A 13,155-nucleotide genomic window follows, 5' to 3' on the forward strand; every position below is an offset into this window, starting at 1 on the left:
AAATGATGCGATCATTTCAACAAAACTCGTATTTGTTCGGGGGCAATGCGCCCTATGTCGAAGAAATGTACGAGGCGTACCTGGACAACCCAGGCTCCGTGCCAGATAAATGGCGCGCCTATTTTGACCAAATGCAAATGGTGCCTTCCGCTCACGGCGACGTGAACGAGAAAGATGTAGCCCACGCGCCGGTCGTTCAGTCCTTTGCTCAACGCGCGAAAAAAGGCTTCTTGCAACCCCAGATTCAGTCTGCTGACCTGGAAGTGGCCAAAAAGCAGGTGCACGTACAGTCTATCGTGGCTGCGTATCGCTTCCTGGGCTCGCGTTTTGCAGACCTTGATCCGCTCAAGCGCCAGGAACGCCCGGAAATTCCCGAACTTGACCCGGCTTTTTACGGCCTGACTGAAGCGGACATGGACATCACGTTCTCCGCTACCAATACCTATTTCGGCCAGGATCAAATGACCCTTCGCGAGATCGTGAAGGCGCTGCGCGACACCTACTGCCGATCCATCGGCGTTGAATACATGCACATCAGCGATCCCGCGCAAAAGCGCTGGTTGCAGGAACGCATGGAAACCAGCTTGGGCACTGCCCAATTGTCGGCCGAAGAAAAATTGCACATTCTGGAACGCTTAACCGCGGCTGAAGGTCTTGAGCGCTATTTGCATACCCGATATGTGGGTCAAAAGCGCTTTTCTCTGGAAGGTGGTGAATCCTTTATCGCTTCCCTTGATCATGTGATTCAACGCGGCGGTGCAAACGGTGTACAAGAAACCATCATTGGTATGGCTCACCGTGGTCGCCTGAACGTATTGGTCAACATCTTGGGCAAGAGCCCCAGCCAGTTGTTTGAAGAATTTGAAGGCAAGCATGCTGATGATCTTCCGGCTGGTGATGTGAAGTATCACCAAGGCTTCTCATCGGACGTAACCACCCCTGGTGGTCCCATGCACTTGTCTCTGGCGTTTAACCCCTCGCACCTTGAAATCGTGAACCCTGTGGTTGAAGGGTCTGTGAAAGCCCGTCAGGAGCGTCGAGGTGACAAGGAAGGCAAACAGGTATTGCCTGTATTGGTACACGGTGATGCCGCCTTTGCCGGACAGGGTGTGGTCATGGAAACCCTGAACCTCGTGCACACCCGCGGCTATGGCACGGGTGGTACGGTTCACATCGTGATCAATAACCAAATTGGTTTTACCACCTCCGATCCCCGTGACAGCCGCTCCACGCTGTACTGCTCAGACGTGGTCAAGATGATTGAAGCGCCTGTCTTCCATGTAAACGGTGATGATCCTGAGGCGGTCATTTTCGTGACCCAACTGGCTTTGGACTTCCGAATGGAATTCCAGCAAGACGTGGTGATCGACATTGTTTGTTTCCGCAAATTGGGTCACAACGAACAAGACACGCCTGCTGTTACACAGCCATTGATGTACAAGAAAATCGGCCAGCACCCCGGCACACGTGCTTTATACGCCGAGCGTCTGGTAATGCAGGGCATTTTGACTGCCGATGGTGCAGAAAAACTGGTTGCAGATTTCCGTGCCGCCATGGACGAGGGCAAGCACAATCGCGCCGATCCCGTGTTGACCAATTACAAGAGCAAGTTTGCGGTGGACTGGTCGCCTTACTTGAACAAGAAGTGGACCGATGCAGCGGACACATCTGTGCCGATCTCTGAAATCAAGCGTTTGTCCGAACGAATTACCTCGGTGCCCGAGAACTTCAAGGTGCACCCCTTGGTTCAAAAGGTGATTGCGGATCGTGCGGCCATGGGTCAGGGTGAAACCCTTCTGGATTGGGGCATGGGTGAACACCTTGCTTTTGCCTCGTTGGTGTCATCCGGTTATGCCGTTCGCATCACAGGTCAGGATTGCGGGCGTGGAACCTTCACGCACCGCCATGCCGTGTTGCACCACCAGGGTCGCGAAAAATGGAATGAAGGCACCTACGTGCCCCTAGAGAATATTTCCGAAACCCAGGCTCCATTCACCGTGATCGATTCGGTGCTATCCGAAGAGGCTGTGCTTGGTTTTGAATATGGTTATTCCACTGCTGAACCGAATACATTGGTTATCTGGGAAGCACAGTTTGGCGACTTCGCCAATGGTGCTCAGGTGGTGATCGACCAATTCATCTCGTCTGGTGAAGTGAAATGGGGTCGTGCCTCCGGTTTGGTCATGATGTTGCCCCACGGCTATGAAGGCCAGGGTCCTGAGCACTCTTCCGCGCGCATCGAGCGATACTTGCAGCTGTGCGCCGAGAACAACATGCAGGTATGTCAGCCCACGACACCAGCTCAAATTTTCCATTTGTTGCGTCGTCAGATGATCCGCTTGTTCCGCAAGCCACTCATCATCATGACGCCAAAATCTTTGTTGCGTCACAAGGAAGCTACGTCTTCTTTGCAGGACTTGTCCAAAGGTCATTTCCAGACCGTGATTGGTGATCAGGGTGACCTGGACTCCAGTAAGGTCAAGCGTGTGATTCTTTGTTCCGGTCGCGTGTATTACGACCTCGTCGCCGCTCGTCGTGAGCGCAACATCAAGGATGTTGCGATTGCACGTGTAGAGCAGCTGTATCCATTCCCACACAAGTCATTGAGCGCAGAACTGCGCAAGTATCCCAACCTGGCTGATGTGGTGTGGTGTCAGGACGAGCCGCAAAACCAGGGTCCTTGGTTCCAGATCCAGCACAACGTGCTGGAGAACCTGTCCGAAGGACAGCGTTTGGGTTATGCGGGTCGCCCGGCTTCAGCGTCTCCGGCCGTGGGCTACTACGCCAAGCACAACGAACAGCAAAAAGCGCTGATCGATGCAGCATTTGGCAAGCTCAAGGGTTTCGTAGTTACGAAATAAATACAGGACGCGGGTTGGCCGTGTTGGCTCCCCGCACTTGAACAAAGAATTCAAAAGGAAAATATTCCATGGCAATCGTAGAAGTGGTCGTACCACAACTGTCCGAATCTGTCGCCGAAGCAACGTTGTTGAATTGGTACAAAAAACCTGGTGACGCCGTAAAGCGCGACGAAAACCTGATCGACGTAGAGACCGACAAGGTGGTGCTGGAAGTGCCCGCACCCTCGGCTGGTGTGATCGTTGAAATTCTCTGCGAAGACGGTGCAACTGTTGTAGCGGGACAGGTCTTGGCAAAAATTGACACGGAAGCAAGTGCTTCCGCAAGCGCACCCGCAGCAGCACCAGCCCCGGCAGCGGCCGCTGCACCAGCGGCAGCACCAGCTCCAGCCCCGTCAGCCAGCGTAGATGGCTCTGTGGCCATGCCAGCTGCGGCCAAAATGATGGCTGAAAACAATTTGAGTGCGGGTCAAATCGCAGGCTCTGGTAAGGATGGTCGCATCACCAAAGGCGATGTGATCGGTGCCTTGAATGCACCCGCCGCAGCGCCTGCCTCGGCAGCAAAGCCCGCCGCTGCTCCAGCCGCCAAGCCGGTGAGTCTGTTGCCTGAGGTAAAGGCCCCTCTGGATCCCGCCACCTTGATTGAAGGTCGCCCTGAGCAGCGCGTGCCTATGAGCCGTTTGCGTGCCCGAGTGGCCGAGCGCTTGGTGCAGTCTCAGCAAACCAACGCCATTCTGACCACATTCAACGAAGTGAACATGAAGCCGGTCATGGACTTGCGCAACAAGTACAAGGACAAGTTCGAAAAAGAACACGGTGCCAAGCTTGGCTTCATGGGTTTCTTCGTGAAAGCCGCTGTGGCTGCCTTGAAAAAGTACCCTGTGTTGAATGCATCTGTTGATGGCAACGACATTGTGTACCACGGCTACTTCGACATTGGTATTGCGGTGGGTTCACCGCGCGGTTTGGTGGTGCCGATCATTCGCAATGCGGATCAAATGAGCATTGCCGACATTGAAATGAAGATTGCGGAGTTTGGGCAGAAGGCCAAAGATGGCAAGTTGAGCCTCGATGAGCTCACCGGCGGTACATTCTCGATATCGAACGGTGGCGTGTTCGGTTCCATGCTGTCCACCCCGATCATCAACCCTCCCCAGTCTGCGATTTTGGGTATTCACGCCACAAAGGAGCGTGCAGTCGTTGAGAACGGCGAAATCGTGATTCGTCCCATGAACTATCTGGCCATGAGTTACGACCACCGTATTATTGATGGTCGCGAAGCGGTACTTGGCTTGGTCGCCATGAAGGAAGCCCTGGAAGATCCAGCTCGCTTGCTGCTGGAACTGTGAGGGGAGATTCATGAGTACTCAATACGACGTAGTAGTAATCGGTGCGGGCCCTGGCGGCTATATTGCCGCCATTCGTGCAGGGCAGTTGGGCATGAAGGTGGCCTGTATCGAAGGAAATGCCTACGATGATCCCAAAGGGGAACCGCGACTGGGTGGAACCTGTTTGAATGTGGGTTGTATCCCCTCCAAGGCGCTGTTGGCTTCCTCGGAGGAGTTTGAGAAGATTGCGCACCATGCAGAAGACCATGGCATCACCGTCACGGGTGCAAAAATGGATGTGGCCAAGATGATCAAACGCAAGGATGACATCGTCACAAAAATGACAGGCGGTATCCAATATCTGTTCAAGAAAAACAAGGTCACACCCATCAAGGGTTGGGCCAGTTTTTCTGGCAAGGTGGATGGTGGGTTCGAGCTGACCGTGAAAAGCGCGGCTGGTGAAGAAAAGGTAACCGCCAAACAGGTGATCGTGGCGACAGGATCCAAAGCGCGTCATCTGCCTGGCATTACTGTCGACAACGAAATGGTTTGCGACAACGAAGGTGCACTCAAATTCAGTGCTGTCCCCAAGAAACTGGGTGTGATCGGCGCGGGTGTAATTGGACTCGAATTGGGTTCAGTCTGGCGCCGTCTGGGTGCAGACGTCACGGTACTTGAAGCCATGCCTAATTTCCTGGCAGCGGCCGATGAAGGTGTTGCCAAGGAAATGCAGAAGATCTTCACCAAGCAAGGTTTGAAGATGAGCATGGGTGTGAAAATTGGTGAAGTGAAAGCCAGCAAGAAAGGCGTGTCGGTGGCATACACCGATGCAGATGGTGCGGCACAGAAGCTGGACTGCGACAAGCTGATTGTGTCTGTAGGTCGCGTGCCCAATACCGACGGTTTGAACTTGGAAGCGGTCGGTTTGAAAACCAATGAACGCGGTCAAATCGATGTGGATGCACACTGCCAAACTTTGGTCGCCGGAATATATGCCATTGGCGACGTGATTCGCGGTGCCATGCTGGCCCACAAGGCAGAGGAAGAAGGCGTGATGGTTGCCGAGATCATGGCGGGACAGGCCGGTCATTGCAATTACGACACGATTCCCTGGGTCATTTACACCTCACCCGAAGTGGCTTGGGTTGGAAAAACAGAGCAGCAGTTGAAGCAGGAAGGTCGCAAATACAAGGCCGGTCAGTTTCCTTTCATGGCCAATGGTCGCGCACTGGGCCAGGGCGATTCACAAGGTTTTGTCAAAGTGTTGGCTGATGCTTCGACCGATGAAGTTCTGGGTGTACACATCATCAACAGCCATGCCTCCGATTTGATCGCCGAGGCGGTCATGGCGATGGAATTCAAAGCGTCGTCTGAGGACATCGGCCGAATTTGCCATGCGCACCCCAGCTTGTCTGAGGTGGTGAAGGAAGCGGCCTTGGCTTGTGACAAGCGTCAACTGAACGGTTAATATCAGGTTCAGTGTTAACTCACAACGGCTGGTGAATTATTTCATCGGCCGTTTTTAATTCCACAGATTCAAATTCATCATCGTGAACGTTCAGGAATATTACAAACAAACTTTGGCCGAACGTGGTTACCAGTCGGACGCCGCACAGCAAAAAGCGGTAGACCGCATGCAGCTTTTTTATGATGAGTTTGTTGAATATAAAAAAGCGCGTAGCAGCGTAATCAAAAAGTTCCTGAACCGACCTGCTGTGCCCAAGGGCTTGTATCTTTGGGGCGGGGTAGGCCGAGGTAAAAGCTTTTTGATGGATTGTTTTTACAACTCGGTCACTGTGCAGCGAAAGGTACGTTTGCATTTTCATGAGTTCATGCGGGGTGTGCATGCTGAACTCGATGATCTGAAGGGAGTTCAGGATCCACTTGACGAAGTCGCATCGCGAATCGCCAAACGCTACCGTTTGATTTGTTTTGACGAGTTTCATGTATCGGATATCGCAGATGCGATGATTCTTTATCGCTTGCTGGATGGTTTGTTTGCCAACGGTGTTACTTTCCTGATGACGTCCAATTACAAGCCCGATGACCTCTACCCAGATGGTTTGCACCGTGACCGCCTTTTGCCGGCAATTGCCTTACTCAACAAGCAACTGGATGTGATCAATGTCGACGTGGGGGTGGATTATCGTCGTCGTACATTGGAGCAATTGAATACCTACCTGATGCCGTTGGATGAAAGTGCAGACAAGCAGTTGACCGAGGATTTCAAGCGCTTGGCTGAGGTGGCTGACGAACCGGCAGAATTACAAATCGAATCTCGCGTGATCAAGGCGGTGCGACGTGCTGGCTCCGTAGTGTGGTTTGATTTCCCAACGCTGTGCGGTGGCCCGCGTTCCCAAAACGATTACCTTGAAATCGCGAGTCAATTTCAAACTGTGATTCTCAGCGGCGTACCCAAGATGGGCGCCGGTATGGCCTCAGAGGCCCGCAGGTTCACCTGGCTGATTGATGTGCTTTACGATCACAAAGTCAAGCTGATTATGTCGGCGGCTGTCGAACCGGAAGAGCTGTACACCGAAGGTGCAATGGCACATGAGTTTTTCCGCACGGTGAGCCGCATAGTTGAAATGCAGTCCAAGGAGTACCTGGATTCGCCGAAGCGAAACGCCGTGCGGCTTTGACTCTTCCTTATTTGCTTTCCTTTGCTTTTGCGAATGCGGCAGCAAATGCATTGTTGGCAAAACCTGCGCCTTTTTGTGAATTCAATCCAGCGTTTCCTCCGCGCCGTTCACCGCGTGAATTTCCGTGTGAATCGCCTGCACGGTTAGCTTGAACTTGTCGGCCAGCGTTCTGCCCGGGTGCGGCTCTTGGCACATCGTCGCCCATTTTCATGGTCAGTGAAATTCGTTTGCGAGGAATATCGACTTCCAGCACTTTTACTTTCACAATTTGCCCGGTTTTCACCACGCTGTGCGGGTCTTTCACAAAGGTGTTGGACAAGGCAGAAACATGCACCAACCCGTCCTGATGCACACCTATGTCTACAAAAGCGCCAAAGTTTGCTACGTTGGTGACTACACCTTCAAGCGTCATACCGGGTTTCAAGTCGGCCATGGTGTGTACTTTGTCATCAAACTTTGCGGTCTTGAAACTGGGGCGTGGGTCACGGCCAGGTTTTTCAAGTTCTACCAAAATATCCTGAACCGTGGGCAGACCAAAACGATCATCCACGAATTCGGTGGGTTTCAATTCCTTCAAAATTTCGCGATTACCTACCAGGCTGCCCACCGGCTTTTTTACCCTGGCTGCCATTTTCTCGACCACAATATAGGCCTCAGGATGAACTGAAGAGGCATCGAGTGGGTTTTCAGCGCCATGAATGCGCAAAAAACCCGCGGCTTGTTCAAATGTTTTGTCACCAAGCCTTGGTACTTTGCGCAAGTCTTCACGGCTTTTGAATTTGCCATTGGTGTTTCGGAAAGAAACCAAGGCTTTGGCCACAGAAGCATTGAGTCCTGATACGCGGGACAGCAGTTGCTCCGACGCTGTGTTCACTTCGACACCCACTGCGTTCACGCAATCTTCAACCACTGCGTCGAGTCGTCCGCTCAGTTGGCGCTGATCCACGTCATGTTGATATTGACCCACACCGATCGATTTTGGATCGATTTTGACCAGTTCAGCCAAAGGATCTTGGAGGCGGCGTGCGATGGACACCGCACCTCGAATGCTGACGTCAAGGTCTGGCAATTCTGCCGACGCCAAGGCACTGGCGGAGTAAACCGAGGCGCCTGCTTCGCTCACCATAACTCGTGTGGCTTTCAGGTCTTTGTGTTGCGCCAGCAGGTCAGCAACCAGCTGATCGGTTTCGCGGCTTGCAGTGCCGTTTCCAATGGCGATCAATTCTACATGGTGTTTCATGCAAAGCGCAGCAAGCAGTGCGATGGATTCATTCCATTGCCGACGAGGTTCATGTGGGTAAATCGTGGCGTGCTCAACCACTTGGCCGGTGCTGTCAATTACCGCCACTTTTACACCGGTGCGAATACCCGGGTCTAGTCCCATGGTGGCTTTACTTCCTGCCGGCGCGGACAACAGTAAATCTTTCAGGTTTTTACCAAACACCGTGATTGCTTCGGCTTGGGCGGCGTCACGCAGCGTGCCGATCACCTCACTTTCCAAAGTGCTGGCCAGTTTGATTTTCCACGTCCAGCGGCATGTTTCACTCAAGAATTTGCCCCGAGGGCTGTCATCGCGTTCAATGCCATGCAGACGGGCTATTTCCGATTCAAAAGGATGGGGTGCACGCGGGTTTTCGGCTTGCCATACTTCGGGCAGGTCTATCTTCAGTGTCAGAAACCCTTGTTCACGGCCACGAAGCATCGCCAACATGCGATGTGATGCTGTGCTGCCCAAGGGTTCTTGATGTTCAAAGTAATCTTGAAACTTGATGGCTTCACTGGCTTTTTCGGGTACCACCGCTGCTCGAATCGCACCCTCGGCTTTCAAACGGTTTCTTAGAAGCGCCAGCAAAGCTGCATTTTCAGAAAACTGTTCGGCCAAAATGTCGCGGGCACCATCCAGTGCTGCTTTGGTGTCGTTGATTTGATGTTCTGCATTCAGGTAAGCGGCGGCCAGTATTTCAGGCACTGCTTGTTTATTCTCAAGAATTTCATCGGCCAGTGGCTGCAAGCCTGCTTCGCGCGCTATTTGCGCACGCGTGCGACGCTTGGGCTTGTAGGGCAGGTAAAGGTCTTCCAGCGTCTGTTTGTTCTCCGCCTTTTCAATTGCTGCTTTCAGTTCAGGGGTTAACTTGCCCTGGCTTTCAATCGATTCAAGAATACTGCTGCGCCTGTCTTCCAGTTCGCGTAAATACACCAGGCGCTCTTGCAGGTCACGAAGCACGGCATCGTCCAGTCCACCAGTGGCCTCTTTTCGGTAACGGGCAATGAAGGGCACTGTGGCACCTTCGTCCAACAAATCGACTGCGGCCTTGATTTGTGATTGTGCGACACCCAATTCTTGAGCCAACTGGGCGATAATTCGATTTTGAACAAGCGACATGGATTCTGATCTATGAGTTTTCAAAGTAAGCAGGGCATTGTGCCACAGCTTAACAAGTGCATCGGCGTGGTGGCGCTTCGCCTGTTCACCATCGTTTTGCCAGCATCATTTTTGGTACTGACTGCCTGTAGCACTGTTCAGTTGCAGGCGAGTAAACCTCAGGCACCCAATACACTTGAGCAAGCACGTGCCTATGTGGCTGAGCGCGACAGGCAACTTGAGTTTCTGGAGTATGAATTGAACGAGCAGTCCCGGGCTTGTTACAAAAAGTTCTTTGTATCCAGTTGTCTGGATGAGGTGCGCTTGCAGGGCGCACAGATCAGGCGAGCTCATTTGGAAGTTCAAGGCAAGGCAGAGGACATGATTCGTCTCGACGAGTATGCGAATCGGCGGGCCCGAACCCCGAACTGACGCGCGGAACTAAAGCGCCTAACTCAATCGAGCTGCCGAATGGGTGATCCACTTCGGGTAGATTGTTTCCAGCCTCTGTTCACTTGCGGCTACAATGTTGTCAATACCGAGCCGGTTCAACCTGAATGCACATGGTCCACACTGAAGACATCGAGTCGATCAAACGACGAATCGTAGAATTGCAGGTCGAGCATCGCGATCTGGATCAGATCATTTCTATGCTGACCGCGCAAGCGGGTTTTGATCAACTGCAGGTTCGCAGGTTGAAAAAACGGAAATTGCAAATCAAGGACTCAATTACCCTCTTGCAAATTCAGCTAGAACCCGATATTCCCGCCTAATTTTTACTTCCAAATTTACCCGTAGCCTGCATGTTTGATTTTTCTGAACCCTTGAATGAGGCCTTTGCCCCAAATGGAGCTCTGGCCCGCAGATTGCCTGGGTTCAGCGCACGTGAATCGCAAATTGAAATGGCCCAGGCAGTGGGCCATGCGATCGAATCACAAAGTGCTTTGGTGGTTGAAGCAGGCACAGGTACAGGTAAAACCTTTGCCTATGTAGTGCCCGCCTTGCTTTCAGGACGAAGGGTTTTGTTGTCCACAGCCACCAAAACTTTGCAGGATCAACTTTTTAATAAAGACCTGCCCTTGGTTCGTGAGGCTTTGGGCGTACCCGTGAATGTGGCTTTGCTGAAGGGTCGCCAAAATTATGTGTGCCATTTTCATTTGGAGCGTGCGCTCAAAGAGGCACGTTTGCCGTCTCCCCGCGAAGTGGACCATCTGCAAAAAGTAAAAGTATTTGCGGGTCGCACTCAGTCCGGTGATCGGGCCGATTGCGCCGGGGTGCCCGAGGACTCAGCCGTGTGGAGCTGGGTTACATCCAACAAAGACAACTGCCTGGGCGGCGAATGTCCCAACGCTTCTGAATGCTTCGTGAACAAAGCTCGCCGTGATGCACTGGATGCCGAAGTGGTTGTGGTGAATCATCACTTGTTTCTGGCTGATCTTGCACTGAAAGAAGAAGGAATCGCCGAGTTGCTTCCGGCTTGTGATGTGATCGTTTTCGACGAAGCGCACCAGTTGCCCGACATTGCAACCAGCTTGCTAGGGCAGGCCATATCGACGGCTCAGTGTCAGGAGTTTTTGCGTGACGTGCTGATTGAGGGTCGAACTTCCAGCGCAGATGCTGGCGATTGGGATGCCGTGCTTCGCCCCATGGAGTTGGCGCTCAAGGAAATTCGACGCATTGTAGGCACCGAAATTGATTCCGCTCGTTTTACGCATGCCCAGTTTTTGGCGTTAAATGGCGTTCATGCTGTTTGCACAGACTTCGCGAACCGCTTGGAAGCTTTGATTGAGATGATCAGTCCTTTGTCGGTACGCAACGAATCCTGGGTAAAACTGATGGGGCGCGCGAGTGAGTTGTGTCTGCGTTGGCAAGACTGGTTTTCCCCGGCCATGGCGCAAGCCGATGAACAGTCGGTGCGTTGGGTGAGTGTCTCGACCAACGTAGTGCAATTCTGTGATTCGCCGCTGGATGTGTCCAATGCATTTGCCAAGCTTTACGCCGAGCAGCCCAAGGCGTGGATTTTTACCAGCGCAACCTTGAGCATTAAAGAAAGTTTGCAGCACTTCACCTTGCAAGTGGGTCTCGATGATTGCCAGCAGTTGCTGTTGCCAAGCCCGTTCGATTATGAATCGCAAGCGCTGCTGTGCGTACCCGACAGTTTGCCTTTCCCCAACGAACCACAATTCAGCAAAAAGCTGTGTGATGCCGTGTGGCCGCTGCTGCAAGCCAGTGAGGGAGGGGTATTTTTCCTGTGTACCAGCCACCGCGCGGTAAAACAGGTTGGCGAGTACCTGCGTGAACGTATTGAGAATGATGAACTGGATTGGAGTTTGCTGGTGCAGGGAGAGGCCTCGAGGGCTGAATTGCTGGATCAGTTCAGGGTATTGAACAATCCGGTTTTGGTGGGTGCTGCCAGTTTTTGGGAAGGGGTCGATATTCGAGGAGAAGGCTTGCGCCTCGTTATTATTGACAAACTGCCATTTGCGCCACCTGATGACCCGGTGTTTCAAGCCAAAAGCGAGTTGATTAAAAATCGTGGAGGCAATCCTTTCCAGGATTTATCGCTGCCTGATGCCGCGATTGCGTTAAAGCAGGGAGCAGGCCGCCTGATTCGCGATGAAACTGATTGGGGGGTTCTGCTGATTGGTGATCGCCGCCTGGTTGAAAAAGGGTATGGAAAGCTGCTTTGGCGAAGTTTGCCCCCGTTTAAGCGCACCCGGGAATTGGGTGTCGCAATAGAGTTTATGCGGGACAAACGCTCCAAATAGCGGTTCGAGACAATCATGGGCAAGAAAAAAGGATCCTTCGAGGATCCTTTTTTCATTCGACTGCCCAGCAATTTAGTCTTTCCAGACTTGCCACCATTTGGCTTCCGCTTTTTCCTTCTCGGGAAGATCCATATTCCAGTAAGGACTGTCCTTGAAGTTCAGGTTGATTACACGTTTGGTGTCTGCCGCCAGGGCGGTCATATTCAGTTTCTCGTAGCTGCGCAGGCTGATAAACAGCGCTTCTTCAATGGAGGGAGTCTGTTCGAACCGGCGTACTACTTCTTGAGCGCGGTTCACTGCGGCCAGGTACGCACCGCGCTTGTAGTAATAACGGGCCACATGCAATTCGTTTTGCGCAAGTGCATTCACCAGGTATTGCAAGCGCGATTTGCTGTCTTCGTAATATTTGCTGTCAGGAAAGCGGCTGACCACTTCTTTGAAGGCATCGAATGCGGCGCGGGTGCCTTTGGGGTCGCGGGCGCTTTGATCTTCACCCGACAACAATGCAAAAATGCCTTTGTCTTCGTTGAAGCTGATCAAACCACGCAAGTAGTAAACGTAATCCAGGTTTTGGTGGTTTGGGTACAGTTTGATGAAGCGATCCGTTGCCGCCAATGCCTGGGCATTGTCACCGGCCTTGTAATAGGCAAATGCGGTGTCAATTTGTGCCTGTTGTGCAAAACGCCCATAGGGGTAGCGTGCTTCCAGTTTTTCAAGCAATTCAATACCGCGCTCGTAATTGCCAACGTCGATTTCAGCCTTGGCTTCTTCGTACAGGCGGGCAGGGCTCCAGCCCTCGGTTTCATCGAATTGTTTTGCTGAGCCGCATGCAGCCAGCGCGAAAATCAACGCGGGGATCAGGAATAACTGCGATAATGTGCGCAGCCAAGTGGTGCGCGGGGCCAGTGTGGTTTTGTTCATGTGATTTCGAAACCCGAAGTGTCCCTGTTTGATCATCAATGGTTTTCCATTATATCGGGCAAAGCCCGTGCCGCCCACCAGCGGCATACTCAATTGAAAGATTCGATTTTAATTTATGACGTCCCAAATTCAAGCCGACGCGGAAAACGCGCAACCCGATCAACCGTTACTTGCCAGGGTGCCCATGGAATTGGGAGGCTCTCGATTGGACAAAGTGATAGCCGAGTTGTTCCCGCAGTACTCGCGTTCCCGCCTGCAGGGCTGGTTGAAAGAGGG

The 13,155-nt window shown here is 52.5% G+C and carries 9 protein-coding genes and 1 pseudogene; 8 read left to right on the forward strand and 2 right to left on the reverse strand.

The genetic code is table 11. The features are described 5' to 3' along the window. The first annotated feature begins 2 nt into the window (after positions 1-2). The 4 genes from A0129_RS11625 to zapE all read left to right on the forward strand — a co-directional run bounded on the left by A0129_RS11625 (position 3) and on the right by zapE (position 6,828). On the forward strand, positions 3-2,861 hold the full coding sequence (locus A0129_RS11625) for a 2-oxoglutarate dehydrogenase E1 component (protein ID WP_291715155.1): 2,859 nt from the start codon (positions 3-5) through the stop codon (positions 2,859-2,861). Positions 2,862-2,929: 68 nt separating this feature from the next. Then, positions 2,930-4,207: a 2-oxoglutarate dehydrogenase complex dihydrolipoyllysine-residue succinyltransferase gene (odhB, locus tag A0129_RS11630; RefSeq protein WP_291715157.1), complete on the forward strand. Its 1,278-nt coding sequence runs from the start codon at positions 2,930-2,932 to the stop codon at positions 4,205-4,207. Positions 4,208-4,217: 10 nt separating this feature from the next. Beyond that, positions 4,218-5,654: a dihydrolipoyl dehydrogenase gene (lpdA, locus tag A0129_RS11635; RefSeq protein ID WP_291715159.1), complete on the forward strand. Its 1,437-nt coding sequence runs from the start codon at positions 4,218-4,220 to the stop codon at positions 5,652-5,654. Between the two features lie 82 nt (positions 5,655-5,736). Further along, entirely contained in the window at positions 5,737-6,828 is a 1,092-nt protein-coding gene (gene zapE, locus A0129_RS11640) for a cell division protein ZapE (protein WP_291715161.1), read from the forward strand. 7 nt (positions 6,829-6,835) lie between these two features. Here zapE and A0129_RS11645 read toward each other — a convergent pair whose 3' ends face one another. After that, the gene (locus A0129_RS11645) at positions 6,836-9,211 is read right to left on the reverse strand and encodes a Tex family protein (protein ID WP_291715163.1); all 2,376 of its coding nucleotides are present in this window, start codon (positions 9,209-9,211) and stop codon (positions 6,836-6,838) included. A gap of 12 nt (positions 9,212-9,223) precedes the next feature. Here A0129_RS11645 and A0129_RS11650 point away from each other — a divergent pair, with 12 nt between their 5' ends. The 3 genes from A0129_RS11650 to A0129_RS11660 all read left to right on the forward strand — a co-directional run bounded on the left by A0129_RS11650 (position 9,224) and on the right by A0129_RS11660 (position 11,958). Further along, positions 9,224-9,622 carry a hypothetical protein gene (locus A0129_RS11650; protein ID WP_291715164.1) on the forward strand — a complete coding sequence of 133 codons (399 nt, stop codon included), beginning with the start codon at positions 9,224-9,226 and terminating at the stop codon, positions 9,620-9,622. A gap of 125 nt (positions 9,623-9,747) precedes the next feature. Further along, positions 9,748-9,963: a DUF465 domain-containing protein gene (locus A0129_RS11655; RefSeq protein ID WP_291715166.1), complete on the forward strand. Its 216-nt coding sequence runs from the start codon at positions 9,748-9,750 to the stop codon at positions 9,961-9,963. A 30-nt stretch (positions 9,964-9,993) separates the two neighbouring features. After that, positions 9,994-11,958 carry an ATP-dependent DNA helicase gene (locus tag A0129_RS11660; RefSeq protein WP_291715168.1) on the forward strand — a complete coding sequence of 655 codons (1,965 nt, stop codon included), beginning with the start codon at positions 9,994-9,996 and terminating at the stop codon, positions 11,956-11,958. Positions 11,959-12,030: 72 nt separating this feature from the next. Here the strand turns inward: A0129_RS11660 and A0129_RS11665 are convergent, their stop codons facing one another. Beyond that, a complete protein-coding gene (locus A0129_RS11665; protein WP_105029895.1) occupies positions 12,031-12,879 on the reverse strand; it encodes an outer membrane protein assembly factor BamD in 849 nt (282 codons plus the stop codon). Positions 12,880-12,994: 115 nt separating this feature from the next. Between A0129_RS11665 and A0129_RS11670 the strand changes: the two are divergent. After that, positions 12,995-13,155, forward strand: a pseudogene (locus A0129_RS11670) (RluA family pseudouridine synthase); the annotation flags it as partial.

Source organism: Limnobacter sp. CACIAM 66H1, from assembly GCF_001601825.1.
Taxonomy (GTDB): domain Bacteria; phylum Pseudomonadota; class Gammaproteobacteria; order Burkholderiales; family Burkholderiaceae_B; genus Limnobacter.